A 21335-nucleotide genomic window follows, 5' to 3' on the forward strand; every position below is an offset into this window, starting at 1 on the left:
AAGCCACCGTCCCGTTGCGAGAAGGGCCAGCTCATGCACGCGCGCAGACTCCTGATCGGTGCCGTACCCCTCGTCCTGCTGGCGACCGCCTGCGGCGGCAACGACGCGTCGACCACCACCAGCGACTCCGGCAGGAAGCTGGACCGGGTCACGCTGACGCTCAACTGGTATCCGTACGGCGAACACGCGCCGTTCTACTACGGAAAACAGCAGAAGATCTTCGAGAAGCACGGCATCGACCTGGACGTCCGGGCGGGCCAGGGCTCGCAGAAGACCGTCCAGGCAACCGCCGCCGGGCAGAGCGACTTCGGCTGGGCGGACACCCCGGCGCTGCTCGCGGGGGTGGATCAGGGCGTCAAGGTGAAGAGCCTCGGTGTCTTCCTCCAGACCACGCCCGCCTCCGTGCAGTCCTTCGACGCGAAGGGCATCGCCGCGCCCGGTGATCTCAAGGGCCGTACGATCGCCGGGACGGCCGGGGACGCGCTCTCCAAGACCTTCCCGATCTTCCTGAAGAAGAACGGCATCGGCGAGTCGGACGTCAAGGTCCAGAACACGGACCCGGCGGGCAAGATCGCCGCCGTCATCTCCGGTAAGACCGACGGGCTGCTCGGTTACGCCAGTGACCAGGGGCCCACCATGCAGGACAAGGCCAAGAAGCCGGTCTCCTACCTCCGGTTCTCCGAGCACGGGTTGAACTTCTATTCCAACGGGCTCCTCGCCGGTCAGAAGATCCTCACCGCCAAGCCGGGATTGGCCCAGCGCATGGTGAAGGCGGTCAGCGAGGCGTGGGCGGCGGCGGCGAAGGAGCCGGGACCGGCGGTCGAGGCGATGGAGGGCGCGTCCGAGCAACTGCCGCCGAAATCAGTCCTGTCGGAGCAGTTCACTACGACGCTCACCTTGCTGCACACCGAGGCGACCGAGGGCAAGGCGCCCGGCGTCAACACCGAGGCCGACTGGCAGCAGACCATCGACGTGTTCGCCGAGGCGGGCATGGTGGCCTCGCCGAAGGCCGTGGCCGACTACTGGGACACGAAGACGGCGCTGAAGGGATGACGGCGATGCCGAAAGAGCAGACGACGGCAGCGCCCGTGCCGTCCAGTGGTGTTGGGGCGGCCGCAGTCCAACTGGCCGACGTATCGGTCCGGTTCCGCAGCAAGAAGCGCGATGTCACGGCGCTGAGCGATGTCTCGCTGGATGTGGCGCCGGGGGAGTTCGTCGCCATCGTCGGACCGTCGGGGTGCGGCAAGTCCACGCTGCTGAAGCTGGTCGCCGGGCTGCTCACGGCCTCCTCCGGCGAGGTCCTGCTCGGTGGCGAGCGGGTCACCGGGCCACGCCACGACATCGGTTACGTCTTCCAGCGCGCGGCCCTGCTGGAGTGGCGCTCCGCGCTGCGCAACATCCTGCTCCAGGCCGAGATCCGCCGGATGCCGGTGGCCCAGGCGCGCGGACGGGCCGCCGAGTTGATCCGGATGACCGGCCTGACCGGATTCGAGGACGCCTACCCGCACGAGCTCTCCGGCGGAATGCAGCAACGGGTCGCGCTCTGCCGGGCGTTGCTCCACGAACCGCCCGTCCTGCTGATGGACGAGCCGTTCGGCGCACTGGACGCCCTGACCCGTGAGCAGATGAACACCGAGCTGAACCGGATCTGGCGGTCCACCGGTACGACGGTCCTCCTGGTCACCCACTCGATCTCGGAAGCCGTCTATCTGGCCGACCGGGTGGTGGTGATGAGCCCGCGCCCGGGCACCATCACGGAGATCATCGAGGTGGGGCTGCCCGCCGAGCGCGACTACAGCGAGACGCTGGGGCGCCCGGAGTTCCGTGCGGCCGCGGCGCACATCCGCGACCTGCTGGGGGCGGTGTCGGCGCAGGACTGAGGGGGGCCAGGGCCCGGGGCGTGTCGGCGTAGGGCTGGGGGCGTACGGGGGTTGTCCCCGCCTCTCCCTTACGAGGGGTGGTCCCGCCCCTCCCTCATGCCGGTGCCTGATCCAGCCCGAACGCGTCCGCCAGCATCTCCATGTGGGCGCCCAGCAGCGTGCCGCCCCGGTGCGCCATCCCGGCGAACTGGCCGGCCACCTCCAGGCTCACCGAGCCGTGCAGCTGGGTCCAGGCCAGCACCGCCCCCGCCAGTGCCGAGGCCGCCCGGGCCTCCCCGGCCGGGGTGTCAGGAGTGCCGGCCGCCTCCGGGGCGTACCGGGCCACCCAGGCCCCCACCGTCCCGTCCGCCGCGAGCCAGGCGCTCATCTCGTCCACCGTGGCGGCCACCGCCGGTCCGGGGCTCCCGGTGGCGAAGAGCGGCAGGAAGGGGCCCAGCACCGCACGGGCTCGCTCCAGGGTGTCGGCCGGGGCCACATAGCCGGGCACCGGGGCGCCCTGGATCAGCAGATAGCGGTGCGGCTCGGCGATCGCCCAGGTGCGGTACGCCTCGGCCAGATCGTGCAGCCGCGCGCGGACGCCCCGAGACCCCTTCGCCGAGCGGGCCGCCGCCCGTGCCATCGCGGCGGCCGCATCGTCGTACGCGTCCCTGATCAGGGCGTTGAGCAGATCGTCCCGGCCGGCGAAGTAACGGTAGAGGGCGGGGCCGGAGAGGCCCATCTCCTTGGCGATCCGCGTCAGCGCGAGAGCGGTGCCGCCGCCCTCCGCGAGCTGCCGCAGCGCCAGGTCCTTGATCTCCGCACGGGTCTGCGCCCGGTACCGGGCGCGCGGTCCCTGCTGGGCCCGTTCCATCACGGTCCCCTCTCGCCTGCTCTCACCTGCCGAGCTCCCTCCTGTTACAGAGTCTAACAAGCGCTATTGCTACGAGCTATCGCGAGAGTTATGGTCTCTAACAGAAGTGACGGACCGATCCACCTCGAAGGGGAACGCCATGACCACCGCACTCGCTCTGCACACCATCCTCGGCTCCGGACCCGCCGGTAGGGCCCTGGCCACCGAGCTGGTCCGCCGGGGCCACCGGGTCCGGCTCGTCGACCGGTCGGGCGGCGGCCCGGCGATCGAGGGCGTCGAGCGGTACGCCGCCGATGTCGCGACCCTGGAGGGGGCCCGCGCGGCCGTGGCCGGGGCCGACGTCGTGTACCACTGCGTCAACGTCGGCTACCACCTCCAGGTGGAGGTCATGCCGAAGATCCAGGAGGCGGTCCTCGGCGCGGCCGAGCAGGAGGGTGCCCGGCTCGTCGTCCTGGACACGCTCTACCCGTACGGCGAGACGCACGGCGCGGTGATGACCGAGGACTCCCCGTGGAACTCCACCACCCGCAAGGGCCGGATGCGCGCCGAGCTCGACGCCCGCTACCTCGCCGCCCACCGCGAGGGCAGGCTGTCCGTCGTCCTCGGGCGCTCCGCCGACTTCGTCGGCCCCGGGGTCCTCAACTCCACGCTCGGCGGCGCCGTCTTCCCCGCCGCCCTCACCGGACAGCCGGTGCCCGCCCTCGGCGACATCGATCTGCCGCACAGCTACACGTACATCGAGGACGTCGCCGCCGGGCTCGCCACCCTCGGCGAGCACCCGGAGGGCGACGGCCGGGTCTGGCATCTGCCCACCGCGCCGGCGCGCACCACCCGCCAGATCCTCGCCCTCGTCGAGGAGCGCACCGGCCGCCCGCTGGAGCTGACCGTGATCCCCGAGCCCCGCCCCTTCGGCCCCTTCGACGAGGCCTTCATGGCGGAGTACGCGGAGATGTTCTACCAGCACACCGAGGCGCAGATCGTCGACTCCTCGGCCATCGAGAAGGCCTTCGGCCTCACGCCCACCCCGCTGGAGTCAGCCATCGACGCGACCCTCGGGTGGTACGGGGAACTCCTCGCCGCCCCGCAGCGCTGAACGCGCCCCGGCCCCGGGTGCGGAACCGCACACCCGGGACCGGACGGCACGTACCGCCGCTCAGCGCGTCACCGCTCCGTGGCCGCCGTCAGTAGCGCAGCCTCGACAGATACCGGTAGCTGGCCCGTGCCGAGGCGAACGGGTCGGCCGGCGCGTCATGCTCCACCAGCCACTGCCGCACCCCGCCCTGCCGCGCGGTGTCGAACATCCCCGGGAAGTCCAGCACCCCCGACCCGACATCCGCGAAGTCCCCGTTCGGTGCCATGTCCTTCACATGGAGCGCCGGGAACCGCCCCGGATGCCGGACGAACAGCTCGCCGGGCGCGGAGGAGCCCCCCTTGGCCGCCCAGTACACGTCCAGCTCGAACCCGACCAGCTCCGGATCGGTCTCGTCCAACAGGATGTCGTACAGGCTGACCCCGTCCACCACCTCATGGTCGCCACCGTGGTTGTGGTACAGCAGCTTCAGTCCTGACTCCCGGGCGGCGAGCCCCGCCCGGTTGAACTGCCGTGCCACTTCCCGGTATCCGGCCGGGGAGTGCAGTGACCCCGGCAGGCTCGGCACCACGATCCACCTGCCGCCGAGGGTGTGGACGTCCTCCAGGGCCTGCGGCAGCCCGGGGCCGGTCACGGTGTCGTAGCCGACGTGCTCCAGGACCGCTTTCAGCCGGACCCGGTCCAGCATCTTCCGTATCGCGGCCGGGGAGTTGCCGTGCCGGCCGCTGACGCCGACCGTCGCGTAACCGATTCCGGCGAGCTGCTCCAGCGTCCCCGCGAAGTCCGCCGCGAGCGGTGTCCGCATCGTGTAGAGGTGCATCCCGATCCCGGACGGCGGGATGCGCCGGCAGCCCCGCCGCCCGGCCGCCGAGGCCGGTGCCGCGCCGCCGATGCCGACGGCGGTGACGGCGGCCGTACTGAATGCCGCACCGACGGCCGTACCGACTGCCTTGCCGAGAAAGGCTCTTCGCGTGCTGTTCACGCGTTCCCCGCCCCTCACTTCACGTCGATGCGCACGGCACCGGTGGACGTGTCGCCCTTGTTGTCGGTGACCGTCAGATGCGCGGTGTAGGCACCCTTGCGGTCGTACCGGTGCGTCGCCGTCGCACCCTCTGGCCCGGTCGGCTTCACGTTGTCGCCGAAGTCCCAGTGGTACGAGGCGATCGTCCGGCCTTCCGCCGGCTCGACCGTGCTGCTCAGCGCGACGGTCAACGGCGCTGTCCCGGAAGCCGGTTCCGCCTGCACCGCCACCTCCGTACCGCCCGCCTTCTCCACGCCCGGCCCGTTGAAGTGCAGCCAGTCGACCGAGAGCAGGTCGGCCTTGCCGTCGCTCCACTCCGGGTTGGTGAAGACCGCGTACAGCTTCGTCGTGCCTCCCGGGTCCTTGAGCTCCGTCGTCGGCGAGATGAGCTTCTCCCAGCCGCCGGTGCTCGGAACGGTCACCGAACCGAGCAGCTCGCCGGTCGGGGACCCGGCCCGGAGCTCCACTGTGCCGCCGAGCCCGCCCGACGAGGCGCCGACCGTCACCGAGCCGACACCCTTCAGATTCACCGGATCGAAGGTGACCCAGTCGCCGTCCTCGATCTCGATGAGCCGCTTCCCGCCGGACGCGTCCGCCCGACTCCCCACCTCCGCACCGCCGTTACGGCCACCGGTCGAGATGAAGTGCTCGGCCTCGCGGTGAGAGGTGCGCAGGGTCAGTGAGGTGGAGCCGGTGAGCGCGGGGGCGTCCGGGGCACCCTTGTCCTCGTACTGGGCGGTGATCCCGTAGTAGAGGTTCTGTCCCGGACCGTGGCTGTCTCCCGCGTCCGTGACGATCTCACCTGTGCAGCCGGTGTAGTTGTCCAGCGGATGCAGATGGGTGTCATGGCCGAGCTGCGACTGGACCACGACCCGCGAGCAGTCGATCGGACCGCTCTGCCCGTCCTCCTCGTCGGTCACCTCGACCGTGAACGGGATGGTGTCACCGAAGCTGAACATCCCACCGTCCGGCGGCTGTTGGATGGTCACCTCGGGCCGGGTGTTGCCCACGGTGATGTCCTGCACCGCCAGCGCCGTCAGCTCGTCGGGCCCGGTGACGGTCAGCCGGGCCGTGTGGAGCCCCTTGGCGGTGTACGTGTGTGAGGGGGCTGCTTCGGTCGAGTCCGTGGTGCCGTCCCCGTCGAAGTCCCAGGCATAGGTGACCGGTTGGTCGCCTGGCAGTCCTGATCCCTCGCTGGAGAACTTCACCGTGAGCGGGGCCGGGCCGCTGTCCCGGTCGACGGAGAGCTTGGCGTCGGGCAGCCGGCCGTCACCGACGTGGTCGATCCGGTAGATGCCCGCGCCCTCGTTGCTGCCGCCCCGCCCGGTCCCGCTGCCGAGCCCGAAGTCGATGACGTACAGCGCCCCGTCCGGACCGAAGTCCGCGTCGAAGGGCTGGTTCCACTCCATGTCCTCGAAGATCCCGTTGATGGAGTGGAGGTCACCCACCCTCACCGGCTCGAACCGGGGATCGGTGAAGGTCTGGTCCTCGCTCTGGAAGGAGAACGTCTTGAACCACTTTCGGGTCAACTCGTAGTTGAACGCCTTGCCTTCGAAGTACGCGGGGAACTTCGTCCGATAAGTGTTGTCCGGGTCGTAGTCATAGACCGGACCTCCCATCGGGCCACCGCCCCCGGTGCCCAGCTCCGGGAACTCGGCCGACGCGGAGTACGCGTACCAGACCGTGGCGGGCTGGGCGGGCGGCAGCTCACGCAACCCGGTGTTGTTCGGCGAGTCGTTGACCGGTGCCGCACAGTCGAACTTCGGCCCGGACTTCTTCGCCACGAAGTCGTAGTCGTTGAAGGGGGTGTTGTTCCCGATGCAGTACGGCCACCCGAAGTTCCCCGCCCCGGTGATACGGGTGTACTCGACGGTCCCCTCGGGCCCCCGGTCCGCCACCGCCTGCCGTGCGTCGGGACCGTAGTCCGCGACCATCAGCGCGCCGCTGAGCGGATCGGTGGTGATCCGGAACGGGTTGCGCATGCCCATCGCGTAGATCTCCGCGCGCGTCTTCGCCGTGCCGGGCGCGAAGAGGTTCCCCTCCGGAACGGTGTACGTCCCGTCGTCCTGCGGTGTGATCCGCAGGATCTTGCCGCGCAGGTCGTCGGTGTTGCCCGCGGTCATCTGCGCGTCCCAGGCGCGCCGGCCCTCGCCCTCGTCGATGGGCGTGAAGCCGTCCGAGGCGAACGGGTCGGTGTTGTCGCCGGTCGCCGCGTACAGGTTGCCGTCCTTGTCGAAGGCGAGCGAACCGGCCATGTGCGAGTTGGCCCGGCCCTCGCCCCGTAGCGTCGGAACGGTCAGCAGCCGCTTCTCGGACGCCGGATCGACGGTGTTTCCGTCCACGGTGAAGCGGGAGAGGTTCAGCCGCTTCTCGACCTTGTCGGAGTACAGCAGATAGAGCCAGTTGTTCTCCGCGAACCCGGGGTCCAGGGTCAGCCCCAGCAGCCCGTCGGACTGACTGGTCATCTCCGGCGTGTACGCGAAGTCCAGCGCGGTCGACACCTTCATCGTCTCCTGGTCGATCACCTTGAGCTTCCCGGTCCGCTGGGCGAAGAAGACCCGGCGGTCGGGGGCGATCGCCAGCTCGAAGGGGTCGGCCAGGTCGCTCGTCGCGAGCGCCGTACGCTGGAACGAGCCGGTACGGGTCGCGGTGCAGTCGCCCTCCGCGGCGCCCGCCGCCCACTGGATGCCGCCGAGCAGATGCCGGAGGAAGGCCTCCTCCTGGAAGGCCGCCTTGTCGTGCCCGCCGGCGGTGAACCAGGAGCGCCCGCCGTCGTAGTTCTGGCACCAGGAGAACGGGTGGTCCACGCCCTCGTCGAGGCCGGTGACCCCGTCGCGCACCTTGATCTGGGCGAGGGTGTGCACCTTGGAGGTCGGATTGGAGCGCCAGTTGTACCACTCCTCCGTCCGCTCCCACAGGTCCGGCAGATGCTCCGTGGAGGGGTGGGCGCGGTCCAGGACCTTGACCCGGCCCGTCTGCACCTCGGGGTGCTGGTCGAAGATCGCGCCGACCAGACCCTCGTACCAGTCCCAGTCCCGCTCACTGGCGGACGCGGCGTGCACGCCCACCCAGCCGCCGCCCGCGCGGATGAACCGCTGGAGCGCGGCCCGTTCGCCGGCGGTCAGCAAGTCGCCTTTCTCCGGGGTGGAGTTGGTGTTGTTGAAGACGACGGCCTGGAAGCGGCCGAGATCGGCGTCGTTGAAGACGGCGGAGTCCTCGGTGGCCTCCACCTCGAAGCCGTGCTCGGCCCCGAACTTCTTCACCGCCTCGATCCCGGCCGGAATGGAGTCATGGGTGAAGTTGGTGACCTCGGAGTAGACGAGCACCCGGTACGGGGCCGCCGCCTGCGCCGCGGGCGGCGCGGCCACCAGCAGGGCGAGGACCAGTGCCAGGAGGGAGGTGACGGCGATGAGGGGGGATGGGGCGCCGGGGGGACGGCCGACGCGGCCGGCCCGGCGTGACGAACGGCGTTTCATGGGGCGCTCCCTGTGCGGTAGATGCCGACTGTGGGGTATAGAAAGCGCTTTCTGAAGTACGCCGTTCAGGGTAGGTTCACCGCTCCGACGGGGTCAATGGGTCTGCGGGGCCCGCCGGTCCGGGTGCGACGCGGGTTCCGGCCGGGGGTGGATGTCGGTCCCGGGCGTTACGGTCGAATCCCGGCAACGGCCGCCGGGGCCCACCCGATCGGAGAACCGGGATGACCGCGAGAAGCCCCAGAAGCCCGAGAAGTTCACGAAGTGACCGGAGCAGGGCCACTGCGGCCACCATCACCGCCGCGGACGTCCGTTCGGCCGCGCTGTCCCTGCCCGACACCACGGAGAAGCTCGCGTGGGGGCAGCCCACCTTCCGGGTGGCGGGCAAGATCTTCGCCTCGCTGGGCGACGACGACACGGCGATGGGGGTGAAGTGCCCCAAGGAGGACCGTGCGGAGCTGATCGCCACCGAGCCGGAGAAGTTCTTCCTCAAGGAGGGGCACGACGACAACTACGCCTGGGTGCGGGTCCGGCTGGCCGCACTGGAGGACGCCGGGGAGCTCGCCGCCATCCTCGCCGACGCCTGGCGCCAGGTCGCCCCGCGCCGGCTGCTGGCGGCGCACCCGGAGCTGGAGGGGCCGGGGGAGGGGTGAGGGGGCGCCGATGGGTGCGCCTCAGCCCCGCAGAAACCCGGTGATCCGCTCCCGCAGTCCTCGCGCGTCCAGCCCGTGCGCCGCCAGGTGCTCCTCCATCTGCCCGTACCGGCGCAGCTCCGCGCGCCCCACCCCCAGGCCGAGGACCCGGTGGGGCAGTTCCATGAGCGCCTCGTTCGCCGCGGCCGTGGAGGTGCCCGCCAGATAGGGCTCCACGATCACCACGTCGGCGCCGGGACCGGCACCCACGGCGCGGCGCAGGCCTGCCCCGTCGAACGGCCGCACGGTGGTCGCGTACAGCACGTTCACGTCCAGCCCCTCGGTCGCCGCGAGGACGTTGTCGAGCATCGGGCCGACCGCGACGACGGTCCCGCCCCGCCCCTCGCGAACCACGGAGAATCCCGTGGAGCCCGTGGAGCCGGTGGAGCGGCCCACGGGCCGCGCCTGCCGGTTCGCCTGGAGCGAGAGGCGTACGTACACACGGTCGTCGCCGTCCACCGCTTCCCGCAGCAGCGCCTCGGCCTCGTCGGGGTGGCCCGGCACATGGACCGTCCAGCCGTCCAGGGTGTCCAGGAGCGCGACATCGCCCGGCGCCATATGGGTGAAGCCCCCGGCGGGCCAGTCGAACGAGCCCCCGGCGCTGACCAGGATCCCGCCCACCCCCTGGTGCCCGAAGTCCAGCTTGACCTGCTCGAACGGCCGCTCCACCAGGAAGCTGGCGAAGGTGTGCACGATGGGCCGCATCCCGGTCAGCGCCATCCCCGCCCCGGCTCCGATCAGCAGCTGTTCCCTGATCCCGACGTTGATCACCCGGTCGGGATGGGCCCGCCGGGCGGATGCGAAGCCGTCGGCGCTGATGTCGGCGAGCACGACGGCCAGCCGGGGCTCCTCGGCCAGGAGCTGCGAGGTGATGGCGATGAAGCGGTCACGCATGGTGTCCATGAAAGGGGTCCTCCTGAGAAATCCGCCGGTGACGGACCGGCCTGAGCTGCGTTGACGGGTGGCGGGTCAGCCCTTGGGCTCGACCCGGGCGACCACGGCCCGGGGCCGGCCGGGGTGGGGCGCGGTGAAGGCCGCGTACAGGGCTTCGTGGTCGCGGCCGTCCACCGTCGCCGCCGACCATCCCGCCGCCTCGAACCGGGAGGCGATGCCGCCGGGCCAGCCGTGGGTGGCGGAGGCGTTGTCGATCACCAGCGTGTGCAGCTGGTCGAGTCCGGCCGGGCCCGCGTGGGCGATGGCCTCGTGGTTGCTGCCCTCGTCCAGCTCGGCGTCGCCGACCAGCACCCAGACCCGGGGATCGGTGAGTCCCTGGGCCCGGAGTCCGAGGACGGTCCCGACGGCCAGCGGCAGGCCGTGCCCCAACGACCCGCTGCCGATCTCCGCACCCGGGACGAGCAGCCGGTCCGGGTGGTGGCCGAGGGGCGAGTCGTACGTTCCGAAGCCGCGCAGCAGCTCCTCGTCGAAGAATCCGTGCGCTGCCAGGACGGCGTAGTACGCCATGGGGCCGTGCCCCTTGGAGAGGAGGAAGCGGTCGCGCCCGGGATCGTCGACGGTGGCGGGCGTCACGCGGAGCACCCTGTTGTAGAGCACCCAGAGGGCGTCCGTCGTGGAATGCGCGGCGGGGGCGTGCTTCTCGGCGCCGGTCATGAGGGCGATCAGACGGTTGACGTCGGGGAAGTCGGGGGAACTGGGGGAATCGGAAAGGTCGCGGAGTCCGCGTACGGGTGCGACGGTCGTGTTCGTCATGACACCGAGCGTTCACCCTCAACCAAGGTTGAGGTCAAGCGGGAAACGGGTTCGTGACCACCTGCTCGAGTGCGGTATTGTTCTCATGCGCGTTCAGCCAGGGGAAACCCCAGGTCAGACGGGCACCGGGACGTGGCGCAGCTTGGTAGCGCACTTGACTGGGGGTCAAGGGGTCGCAGGTTCAAATCCTGTCGTCCCGACTGTGCGGAAACGCAGGTCGGAGGCCGTTCTCTCATCCGTGAGAGGGCGGCCTTTCGTGCGTCGCGGCGATGCCGGCCCGCAGAGGCCACGCACCCTAGGAGACGATCCGGCCGTGGGTGGGCAGGACCTGTTCGGCCCAGATGACCTTGCCTTCCGGTGTGTACCGAGTGCCCCAGTGCTCGCTGATCTGTGCCACCAGGAACAGTCCGCGGCCTCCCTCGTCCATGCCGGCCGCGTACCGCAGGTGCGGGGCGGTGCTGCTGCTGTCCCCCACCTCGCAGGTCAAGGTGCGATCACGCAGAAGACGCAGGTGAACCGGGGCCGCGCCGTACCGTATGGCGTTGGTGATGAGCTCGCTGAGAATGAGTTCCGTGCTGAAGACGAGTTCCTCCAGGCCCCACTCCTCGAGCTGCGCAGCCGCGCGGCTGCGCATGGCGCCGACCTCGCTCGGGTCGAACCGAACGTCCCACTGGGCGACCCGGTCGGCCCCCAGGGTGCGTGTCCGGGCGATGAGCAGCGCGATGTCGTCGGACGGCTGATCGGGGAGCAGGGCGTCGAGTACGGCGCGGCGGCTGGCGTCCGGGTCCCGGCCGGGGTGGCTCAGTGCCGTGCGCAGCTTTTCCAGACCCTCCGCGATGTCCCGGCTCCGCTCCTCGACCAGCCCGTCGGTGTACAGGACGAGCTGGCTGCCCTCTGCCAGCCGCAGTTCCATGGTCTCGAACGGCATGCCTCCCAGCCCGAGCGGGGGACCGGCCGGCAGCTCCGAGATCGTCGTCGTGCCGTCCGGGGCGACCACGAGCGGTGGCATGTGTCCGGCCCGGGCCATGGTGCAGATCTGGGAGACCGGGTCGTAGACGGCGTACAGGCAGGTGGCTCCCAGGACACCGCCGTCGGGGGCGGCGCTGTCGCCCTCCTGGTCCATGCGCTGGACGAGGTCGTCGAGACGAGCGAGGAGTTCGTCGGGCGGCAGGTCCAGGGAGGAGAAGTTGTGCACGGCCGTACGCAGCCGCCCCATGGTGGCGGCGGCGTGCAGGCCGTGCCCGACGACGTCTCCGACGACGAGTCCGACGCGGCTTCCCGGCAGCGGGATCACGTCGAACCAGTCCCCGCCCACTCCGGACTGGGCGGGCTGGTAGAAATGCGCGACATCCACGGCACTCTGATCGAGCAGATCCCGTGGCAGCAGGCTGCGCTGGAGCGTCACGGCGAGCTGGTGTTCGCGCGTGTAGCGGCGGGCGTTGTCCATGGCGACCGCGGCGCGGCCGACGAGCTCCTCCGCCAAGGAGAGGTCGTCCTCGTCGAACGGTTCCGGTTTCTGCCACCGCCAGAAGTTGACCACCCCCAGCACGACGCCCCTGGCCTTCAGCGGAGCGGCGATGAGCGAGTGGATTCCGTAAGCGACGATCTCCGCTGTCCGGCGCGGGTCCTGGGCATGCCAGCCTGGCGCGTCCCGCAGATCGGGCACGAGTTCGACGGCGCCTGTGCCGTAACCGCGGGCCTGCGGCGTGGACGGCAGGAAGTCGATCAGAGCGCCGAGGGGGTACAGCGGGTGATCGGAGCGGATGCCGTTGACCGCCGTGCGCCGCATGTCGGCACCCGGGCCGGGCTCGTCGCCGTTCAGCACCGGGTCGGCCAGGTCGACCGTCACGAAGTCCGCGAACCGGGGGACGGCGACGTCGGCCAGCTCCTCCGCGGTCCGCACCACGTCGAGCGTGGTGCCGACGTCACCCCCGGCGTCGTAGAGCAGCTTGAGCCGTTTCCGGGCCGTTTCCGCACGGCTGCTCAGGAGCTGCATCTCGGTGGAGTCGCGGATGGTGACCGCCGAGCCCTGCGGGCGGCCCCCGGGGTGGGTGGGCCGCTGATTGACGACGAGCAGCCGGTCCCCGGCCTCCAGCACCTCGTCGGTGGCGATCCGGCCGGACAGCAGCAGGTCCGCCATCCGGCGGTCCATGCCGACCTCGTCGACGGGGCGTCCCTCGGCGTCGTCCGGCAGGTCGAGCAGTCGTCCGGCCTCATCGTTCGCCAGGAGCAGCCGTCCTTCGCCGTCGGTGATCAGCACCCCCTCGCGGACGGCGTGGAGCACCGCGTCGTGGTGCTCGTACATGCGCGTCATCTCCTGCGTGCCGAGCCCGTGGGTCTGGCGGCGGAGTCTTCGGCTGATCAGCGCCGAGCCGACGGTGGCCAGCGCCAGGCCGCCGGCGATGGACAGGAGGAAGACCGGAAGCTGTTGGTTGGCGATGCCGGTGACGCTCTTCACCGTCAGACCCGCCGATACGAGGGCGATGACCTCGCCTTCGGCCGAGGTGACCGGCACGATCGCCTGGATCTCCTTGCCGAGTGGTCCCTGCACACTCTCGGTGTGTACCCGGCCGGCGAGCGAGGGCTCGATCGTGCCGACGAAGCGCTCGCCGATGCGATCGGGCTGAGGGTGGCTGTAGCGGATGCCTTGGGTGTCCATCACCACGATGAAGTCCACCCCTGCGGCCTTGCGCGTCTCCTCGGCGAGAGGCTGCAGAATCGAGGACGGGTCCGGCGCCTTCAGGGCTTCCCGCAGGCCCAGGGACTTCGCGAAGGTCTGCGCCACGGAGACGGACCGGTTGCGCGCCTCTCGGTCGATGTCGTGCCGCGACTGCAACACCAGGGCCAGCAAGGCCCCGGCGGCGAGCAGCACCACGATCGCCACCTGGAGGACGAATACCTGCCCGGCGACGCTTCCGGATCTTCTGCCTAGGCTCGACCGCACCGGCATGCCGGACACGAGAGACAGGACGCGCTCACAACCCCAGTTGTAGCACCTCCCCACGTCCAGGTCTTCCGGTGTTCACCGTACGTATCGGTGCCACCTCGCAGGGTCTTCCCTTCCGAGGGGATGGACGGGGCCTGGCCGCATTGTCAGTGGGGGCGCCTAGAGTCTCTCCCACTCGTCACGGTGCGTTGCCGTCGGCGGGTCTCATCAGCGTGCCGCTGCTCGGCGGCGGCGTACGGAACACGGGGAGAACAGCGCATGGGGTGGGTACCGGCGGGCGACTACGAAGTCGCCCTGGAGGCAGGCAAGGTGGTCTGCCGCAACGGGAAGGGCCGGCGGCTCAAGTCCGTACCGGCCAAGCTGAAGGAGGATCCGGCGGTCGTCGGGCTCCGGCAGCTGACCGAGTGGCTGGAGCGGCACGAAGGCCGGTGCCTGACCGACGTCGAGCAGTGGATGGTGCGCTCCCTGCCCGTCCCCACCGCCGTCCTCGCCCAGGTCTGGCCCGACCCGGCGTGGCAGGCGGCCCTGCGGGACGTGGTGGTCACCGGCGCGGACGGCGGTGTCGCCGGGTTCCTGCGCGATGTCGACCCCGACCGCGGCCTCGGCCTCGTCGATCTGGACGGCGATACGGTCCGCATCACCCCGGACGTCGTGAGCCTGCCGCACCCCGTCCTCCTCGACGACCTGGACGACCTGCGGGAGTTCGCGGTGGAACTGGGGGTGAGCCAGCGGGTGGAGCAGCTGTTCCGCGAGGTGTGGCGCCGCCCGCCGGGCCTCGCCCCGGACACCGTCTCCGTGGACACCTACGCCGGCGGCGTCTTCAAGGAACTGCGCTTCCTGCACGGCCGCGTCACCCAGCTCGGCTACCGGTCGCGCGGCGGATACGCGGTCTGCCCGGTCGTCGAGGACGGTGCCACGGTCGAGGCCCGTATCTGGATCGGCGAGCACGACGGCTACGACGAGTACGGCACCGAGACGGGTCCCCTCGGCTGGACCGACCCCTCCGGGCGCGCGCTGACGGCCGCCGAGGTCGGCCCTGTCGCGTGGTCCGAGGGCATGCGCATGGCGGCGGCGCTCTACGCCGGTCGCGACGTGGAGGACGAGGAGCGGGCGGCATGAGCACCACGACGACGAACACCGAAGCGAACAGTGACGTGAACACCGACACCGGCACCGACATCGGCACTGACACCAGCACCGGCACAGCGGCGCTCCCTGCCCAGGCGCGTGCCCACGCCCGCGGCCGTGCCACCGGAAACCCCGCCGCCGAGGCCCGCGCCGCGGCCCTGCTGGACGCGGGCGCCGTCCTCCCCGCCGGCACCACCGACCGGGACGACGCCGACGCGCTCACCGCCCGCACCTACACGCACACCGCACTCGGCGACCGCCCCGTGGTGCGTCTCGTGCCCGGCACCCTCGGCGAAGCCGAGGACCTGGCCCTGGAGTTCCTCGGGCTGGCCCGGACCGCCGAGGCCCCCGTCGTGGGCCAGGTCCGCCGCGAGACGCTGGGCTTCCCCGCCTGGGCGCTGGTCAACGACCCGGCCAACGGGCACCACGCCCTGGCCCTGGTCAAGGACATCGAGCGGCTGGGCCGGCAGGCCAGGACCCGCGCCGGTGCCGCCAAGGAGGGCTTCGACGACCTCGGTACCCGGCTCGGCCGGGCCGTCCCGCACTTCCTCCCCACCTACTACGAGCAGGTCGCCCGCCTCTTCCTCCAGGCGGAGAACACCACCTACGCGGCCTCCTTCTTCGGCAAGGCCCGAGAGGCCGAGCGGGTCCACGGTCTCGTCGTGGACGAGGACCGGCAGCGGGCCGTCTTCCTGGAGTTCGCCTTCGCCGGCGCCCTGACCGTCAAGGCGCTGCGGCAGTATGTGCGGGACCTGGTGGCCCGGCTCGCCCCGGCGGACGCCTGGGCGCAGTTCCGCCGCCTGCTGGTCGAGCGCTGCGCCGCGGGCATGCCGCCCTACGCGGCGCTGCCCCAGGACGTGCGGGCCCTGGTCAAGGCCGCCGGGCTGGACCGCGAGAGCGCCGAACGCGACCTGGTGGCCGACCTGATCGGCTCCCCGGGCGTGGTCCGCGCCCCCGCCTCGTTCTGGACGGCCTACCGCGACGCCGTCGTCGCCCTCGCCCACCGGGACCCGGCCGTGCGCGCCCGGCTCCTCGGCTTCTTCCCGGAGACCTTCACCGAGAGCGGCGGCCGGGACCGGGACGGCGAGCGGGGCTGGCTCACGCTGCTGGCCGAGTCCGGCGCCGAGGAGCTGCTCACCACCCTCCCCGACAACCCCGGTACCTCCGGTGTTTCCGGTGCATCCGGCGTATCCGGCGCTTCCGGTGCCTCCGGTGAGGACGCCCCGTCCGTCTCCCCGGCGGACTGGCTCGCCCGCTGGGAGGCGCACCGCCGACGCTCCTCGGCCACCGTGGGCCGCAGCCCCGAGACCCTCGCCCTGGTCGCCCGCGCGGCGGACCGGCTGCGCGCCGACGGACGACCGGTCGAGCTGTTCCAGGGCCGCTGGCAGCGCACCGCCGACCTGGACGTCCTCGACCTCTGCCTGGCCTCCGGCATCCCCGTCGCCGAGCCGGACGACGAGGACCCGGGCACCCGGCAGTCCCCGGGCTTCGCCCTCGACCGCTGGCTGACCGACACCGCACCCGGCGCGCGGGACCTCGCCGCCCTCGCCGCACGCCCCGCCTTCCGCGCCCTGCTGAGCCGCACCGTCGGCGAGCTCGGCGGCGGACGCGGCCGGCGGCTGAGCGACGTCGGCATGGCGAAGCTCGCCGCGCACCCGGTGCTCTCCGGCGTCCTGCGCGAGTGGCTGACCGCCCGCGCCGAGGAGTACACGGCCGCCCGGGGGCTCCCCGGAATGCAGTCCGCCCTCAACAAGCTCTCGGGATTCCGCGCCGTGGTCGCCGAGGTAGCCCCCGAGGCGGTGCGGCTCCTCAAGGCCCACGACGTGGTGCCCCTGCTCGCCGCCACCCTGCGTACCGGCGTCCTCGACGAGCTGGGCTGGCCCGCGCTGGACGAGACGTACGCCGAACTCGCCGCGGAAGCGGCCGCGGCCTCCAACCGCAACCGCCACCACCGCTCGGAGCGCGTCGGCGTCACCGGCGCCTGGCCGGCGCTGATCCTGAACACCTCCGACCGCGCCGTCGTCGTCGGCCCCGAGGGCGTCCTGCTGCGCCACACCCTGCGGCTGCCCGCCACGGTCGACCACTGGCGGACCTCCGCCTTCCGTTACGTCGACGGCGAGTTGCTGGTCATCTGGTGGGAGGACGGCAAGCAGCGCGGCTACTGGTCGAACCGCCCCGCCGAGGTGTTCACCGTCGGCGGCGAGCAGATCCCGCGCTGGGGCGGCTCCGGAGCCTCCGACGAGGTCTGCGTGCCGCTGCCCGGCGGCGGCCGTGCCACCGGCGGCAAGGCCCTGCACGCGGGCGACACCTCCCTCCCGCCGCAGCGCGCCGTCATCTCCGACGGCACCGGCCTCTGGCGCGACGGACACGAGGGCCGGCAGCGCGTATGGCTGGAGTACGACCCCGCCACCGGCACGCACGGCCGCGCCTCCCTGCCCGCCTTCCTCCGCTCCGGCGTCCAGGACGGCACCCGGCTGCTCACCGAGCACTGCCGGGTGCTGCCCCTCCAGCCCGGCCTGGAGACCACCCCGTTCGGCACGGACGGTACGGTTCTGGGCCGCTGGGTCCGCCGTACGGTCACCGAACCCGGCACCGCCGCACCCGCGGACGGCCACCGGATCGTCGCCGGCACCCCCGACGGCCGCACGGTGACCCTGCCGTACCCGCTGTGCGACGCCGGCTGCGCCCCGGTGCCCCTCGGCGCCCTCACCCTGCCCGGCGGATCGCGGCCGGTCATGGCCCTGCACCACCGCTCCGTCGAAGCGCACCCGGCGGACACCGACGGCACCGGCGGCACCCTGTGGTCCGTCACCCCCGACTCCTCCGGCGGCAACGACGCGGCGGGCACCCCCTATGTGCCGCCCGTCTCCTACTGGCACGCCCTGCGCCCGAGGGACGAGCGCGGCTCCGCGGCCCTGCGGGCCATGACCGACTCCCGGGCGGAGGAGCTGATCAAGGAGGTCGCCGCCGCGGTCACCCGGCACCTGGAGGCGTTCCGGGCCGTCGAGGAGTACACCGGCCCCTCGTCGCACGAGCTGTGCCAGGAGGCCGTCGCCCGGGTCCTGCCCGAGGTGGCGGACGTGCGGCTCCTCGCCGGCGTGACCGGCCTCGTCCGCAACGCGGTGGACCGGGCCGTCGCGGCTGTCGGGTACCTGGAACCGCCCGAGCCCACCCAGCCGGCCACCCCCAGGAACACCGCGCGCACCCAGGGCATGTTCTTCGACCACGCGCCCGAGCACGGCGACGACACGACCCTGCGGGACGCCACCGCCTTCGGCTCCGAGCGCATGCACGGCGGGTGGTGGGGAGGAGGGAACCGGTGGACCGTCATCCGGCAGATCCTCGCCGTCAACCATGTCCTCGGCGGCGAACCGGCGTTCGGCCCGCCCGTGCCGTCCAAGGTCCCCTTCACCCCCGTCGACGGCTGGCAGCGGGACGAGTACACCGTGCCCGGCGGCTCCATGTCCTGGACCTCCCTCCTCGACAAGCTGCCCGAACTCGCCTACCGGGCCGCCTCGTCGGCCACCTCCTCCGAGCACCGCGCCGGGCTCCTGGTGCTGCTCGACACCCTCGCCGCGGGCCCGCTGGCCGACCCGGCGGGCACCGTCCGGCAGGTGGAGCTCGTCGAGCCGTACAGCGGCACGCCCGGGCAGGGACACCGCGAGGCCGTGCACCGCATGGGCCAGGTGCTGCGCAAGGGCGGCCGTACCGTCGTGGTCGTCGCCGAGCGCGGCCGCAACACCCGGAACGACGCGGCCCGCTGGCTGGCCCTGGACCACGACCCGACCGGCGTCTTCGGCCCCGTCGCCGGCTTCACCCTGGACCACGAGCACGTCCACCGGCAGGGCATCACCCGCGACCGGCTCACCCGGCTCACCGCCCCGCTGCGGGAGCAGGGCCCCGCGCCCTGGCGCCCGGAGGCCGCCGAGGCCTTCCACACGGCCACCGGGATCGGACCGCTCCAGGCCGTCGCCCTGCTGTCGGCCGCCGTGGCGGAGCCCGGCGCCGAGACACTCGCCCTGCTCGACGCGAAGACCCGGGCCTTCGAGGCGGCCCAGGCAAGGCTGGACGCCCTGCCCCGCGACGACCGGCACGCGCTGCTGCGGGCTCTGCTGCCCCTGGACCCGGCCGACCTGTGGACCACGGGCCCGGACGTCCGGGCCGCCGCCGAGGTCTGGCGGGAGCGGCTGGCCTCCCTCGTCCGCGTCCCCGAGGAACTGGACCTCGACCTGTCGGGCACCGTCCCCGGCTTCGTCGACCTGATCCTCAACGCGGGCTCCCGGAGCTGGCTCACCCACGGCACCGACATCCCGGACGGGACCGGGCGCCCGGCCCTGCGCCGGGTCGGTGCCCGCGGTGCGGTCGCCAACGCCCTGACCGCGCTGCGCACCCTCGCCTACACCCTGCCGTACGGGCATGCTCTGCGGGCCCACCTGCCCGCCGGGCTCGCGGCCCTGCGCCACCGCCTCGCCGACCCGGGCCTGGTGCTGGACCTCGGCCTGGACTGGACGGAGTCGGGCCAACCGATCGGCGCCCCGATCCGCGCCGCTCTGGGGCTTCCCGAGTCCGGCGGGGCGGACCCCGACGGACTGGTCCGGGCCGGCACGGCGCTGCTCCTCGCGCCCGGCCACGGCAACAACGAGAAGCTGCTCATCCGCCCGGCCGGTCTGACGGGCCCGGACGACCCGGCCCTGGGCCTCGTCGAGGGCACGGTCGCCCCCCATGCCACCGCCGACCTCCTCGCCCTGCGCGCCCTGCTCGGCGAGGAGAGCGCGGAGCTGGTCTCGGCGGGCCTCCCCGACGGCCCTCCGGACTCCGGGGGCGACGCGCACCCGGACGGCTCCCCGCACCCCGGCGGCTCCCCGCACCACCCGGCGCAGGACCCGACCCGTGCGGTGCCGGAGCTGGTGGCTGAGGCCGCCGAGACCCTCGGCCTCAGCGCGGACGCCGCCGCCCTGTATCTGATGCTGCTCACCCTGCCCGACCCGACGGACCGCAACTGCGTCCGCTGGACGGAGTGGAAGCCGGCCCGCGTCAAGAAGGCCCGGGCGGAACTCGCCGCCACCGATCTCGTCCTGGAGGCGAAGCGCTCCCGCGCCGGCCGCACCCTGTTCCTGCCCTGCGGCTGGATGGAGCGCAGCGCCCCCGCGCTGCCGCTGGAGACCTGGAAGGAAGGCCTGTACCCGGTGGCGGGCGACGTCCGCACCGTGCCCCACCTCCCCGTGCCCGCGCTGTTCGCAGCCGCCTGGGCGCGGGTCCGCGGCGGCGATGCCCCCGCCTTCGAAGAACTGCAGACCCGCGCACCCCGGAAGGGCCGCCGCCGATGACGAACTCCACCACCAGCGCCATGGACGACACCACCGCGGCCGGCGTCCCGGAACAAGCGGCGGCGCCCGGCCGGGAGCACCGCCAGATCACCCCGCCCGAGGACCGGTACGCCACCGAACTGGCCTTCCTCGCCGCCCACGACACCGGCCCCCGCCCGCCCGGCTGGCGGCTCACCCCGCGCGCCGTCGTCACTTTCGTGACGGGCAGCGCGGGGGAGGCGCTGGGCCTGCCGAAGGGCGCCCGGCCCGGCGCCGGGGTGCCGCCCCGCCTGGTGATCGAGCAGAAGTTCGTCGGCGAACGCGCCCTGGTCGAACGGTGCGTGGTCACCCTCGCCGGCGAGCGCGGCCTCCTCCTCGTGGGCGAGCCCGGTACCGCCAAGTCGATGCTCTCCGAGCTGCTGTCGGCGGCCGTCTGCGGCACCAGCGCACTCACCGTGCAGGGCACCGCGGGCACCACCGAGGACCAGCTCAAGTACGGCTGGAATTACGCGCTGCTGCTCGCCCAGGGCCCCACCGAGCAGGCCCTGGTGCCCTCCCCGGTGCTCACCGCCATGACCCGGGGCGCGGTCGCCCGCGTCGAGGAGGTCACCCGCTGTCTGCCCGAGGTCCAGGACGCCCTGGTGTCCCTGCTGTCCGAGCGCCGGATCGCGGTCCCCGAACTCGCGGGCAGCGAGGGCGCCCAGGTCCACGCGGCCCCCGGCTTCGCCCTCATCGCCACCGCCAACCTGCGGGACAGGGGCGTCTCCGAGATGTCGGCCGCGCTGAAGCGGCGCTTCAACTTCGAGACGGTCGGCCCGATCGGCGACGTGGACGCCGAGACCGCGCTCGTCCGCAGCCAGTCGCGCGCCGCGGTGGAACGGGCGGGCGCCGCCTACCAGGTGGACGACGCGGTCCTCGAAGCGCTGGTCACCGCCTTCCGGGACCTGCGCGAGGGCCGCTCGACGGAGGGGTGGGAGGTCGAGCGCCCCTCCACGGTGATGAGCACGGCGGAGGCGGTCTCCGTCGCGGGCTCCCTCGGCCTGGCCGCCGCCTACTTCCCGGGCGACCGGGACGTGCTCTCCCTCCTGCCCGGCCATCTGCTCGGCGTCGTCCGGAAGGACGACCCGGCCGACGCGGCACGGCTGCTGGGGTACTGGGACGGCCCGGTGCGCAGGCGCGCCGAGCAGGGGTCGGCCACCTGGCGTGCCCTGTGGGACCTGCGCGCGGTGCTGGAGAACTGA

Annotated in this window: 13 protein-coding genes and 1 tRNA gene; 8 read left to right on the top strand and 6 right to left on the bottom strand. The window is 72.4% G+C overall.

Annotated features, from left to right (window positions below):
* Nucleotides 1-33 precede the first annotated feature (33 nt).
* Together IF17_RS0128590 and IF17_RS0128595 are read left to right on the top strand one after the other, a co-directional pair.
* On the top strand, nt 34-1053 hold the full coding sequence (locus IF17_RS0128590) for an ABC transporter substrate-binding protein (protein ID WP_030571815.1): 1020 nt from the start codon (nt 34-36) through the stop codon (nt 1051-1053).
* Between the two features lie 5 nt (nt 1054-1058).
* A complete protein-coding gene (locus IF17_RS0128595; RefSeq protein ID WP_030571818.1) occupies nt 1059-1880 on the top strand; it encodes an ABC transporter ATP-binding protein in 822 nt (273 codons plus the stop codon).
* A gap of 94 nt (nt 1881-1974) precedes the next feature.
* On the opposite strand, the gene IF17_RS0128600 is transcribed toward IF17_RS0128595, so the two are convergent.
* Complete coding sequence (locus tag IF17_RS0128600; protein WP_030571821.1) at nt 1975-2730, bottom strand: TetR/AcrR family transcriptional regulator; 756 nt, start codon at nt 2728-2730, stop codon at nt 1975-1977.
* A 139-nt stretch (nt 2731-2869) separates the two neighbouring features.
* Here IF17_RS0128600 and IF17_RS0128605 point away from each other — a divergent pair, with 139 nt between their 5' ends.
* Nucleotides 2870-3823, top strand: coding sequence for an NAD-dependent epimerase/dehydratase family protein (locus IF17_RS0128605; RefSeq protein ID WP_030571824.1), 954 nt, complete (start codon nt 2870-2872; stop codon nt 3821-3823).
* An 88-nt stretch (nt 3824-3911) separates the two neighbouring features.
* On the opposite strand, the gene IF17_RS0128610 is transcribed toward IF17_RS0128605, so the two are convergent.
* On the bottom strand, nt 3912-4640 hold the full coding sequence (locus IF17_RS0128610; RefSeq protein ID WP_032772742.1) for a sugar phosphate isomerase/epimerase family protein: 729 nt from the start codon (nt 4638-4640) through the stop codon (nt 3912-3914).
* 176 nt (nt 4641-4816) lie between these two features.
* Nucleotides 4817-8317 carry a ThuA domain-containing protein gene (locus IF17_RS0128615; protein ID WP_030571830.1) on the bottom strand — a complete coding sequence of 1167 codons (3501 nt, stop codon included), beginning with the start codon at nt 8315-8317 and terminating at the stop codon, nt 4817-4819.
* Between the two features lie 221 nt (nt 8318-8538).
* On the opposite strand from IF17_RS0128615, the gene IF17_RS0128620 reads away from it, so the two are divergent.
* Entirely contained in the window at nt 8539-8967 is a 429-nt protein-coding gene (locus tag IF17_RS0128620) for an MmcQ/YjbR family DNA-binding protein (protein ID WP_030571833.1), read from the top strand.
* Nucleotides 8968-8988: 21 nt separating this feature from the next.
* Here IF17_RS0128620 and IF17_RS0128625 read toward each other — a convergent pair whose 3' ends face one another.
* Nucleotides 8989-9909 carry a transketolase family protein gene (locus IF17_RS0128625; protein WP_030571836.1) on the bottom strand — a complete coding sequence of 307 codons (921 nt, stop codon included), beginning with the start codon at nt 9907-9909 and terminating at the stop codon, nt 8989-8991.
* 66 nt (nt 9910-9975) lie between these two features.
* Nucleotides 9976-10713 (bottom strand): thiamine pyrophosphate-dependent enzyme, encoded by a 738-nt coding sequence (locus tag IF17_RS0128630; protein WP_030571838.1) that lies wholly within the window; start codon nt 10711-10713, stop codon nt 9976-9978.
* A gap of 126 nt (nt 10714-10839) precedes the next feature.
* Between IF17_RS0128630 and IF17_RS0128635 the strand changes: the two genes are divergently transcribed.
* Nucleotides 10840-10913, top strand: a tRNA-Pro gene (locus IF17_RS0128635).
* Between the two features lie 95 nt (nt 10914-11008).
* On the opposite strand, the gene IF17_RS0128640 is transcribed toward IF17_RS0128635, so the two are convergent.
* Nucleotides 11009-13663: a SpoIIE family protein phosphatase gene (locus tag IF17_RS0128640; protein ID WP_030571840.1), complete on the bottom strand. Its 2655-nt coding sequence runs from the start codon at nt 13661-13663 to the stop codon at nt 11009-11011.
* A gap of 255 nt (nt 13664-13918) precedes the next feature.
* Here IF17_RS0128640 and IF17_RS0128645 point away from each other — a divergent pair, with 255 nt between their 5' ends.
* The 3 genes from IF17_RS0128645 to IF17_RS0128655 are packed head-to-tail and all read left to right on the top strand — an operon-like array spanning nt 13919 to nt 21335.
* Nucleotides 13919-14779, top strand: coding sequence for a DUF4132 domain-containing protein (locus tag IF17_RS0128645; RefSeq protein WP_030571843.1), 861 nt, complete (start codon nt 13919-13921; stop codon nt 14777-14779).
* Nucleotides 14776-20115, top strand: coding sequence for a hypothetical protein (locus IF17_RS0128650; RefSeq protein WP_030571846.1), 5340 nt, complete (start codon nt 14776-14778; stop codon nt 20113-20115). Before IF17_RS0128645 ends, IF17_RS0128650 begins: the two co-directional genes overlap by 4 nt.
* Nucleotides 20112-21335: an ATP-binding protein gene (locus tag IF17_RS0128655; protein ID WP_030571849.1), complete on the top strand. Its 1224-nt coding sequence runs from the start codon at nt 20112-20114 to the stop codon at nt 21333-21335. The genes IF17_RS0128650 and IF17_RS0128655 overlap by 4 nt, the downstream gene beginning before the upstream one ends.

The organism is Streptomyces cyaneofuscatus, from assembly GCF_000718135.1.
Taxonomy (GTDB): Bacteria; Actinomycetota; Actinomycetes; order Streptomycetales; family Streptomycetaceae; genus Streptomyces; species Streptomyces cyaneofuscatus.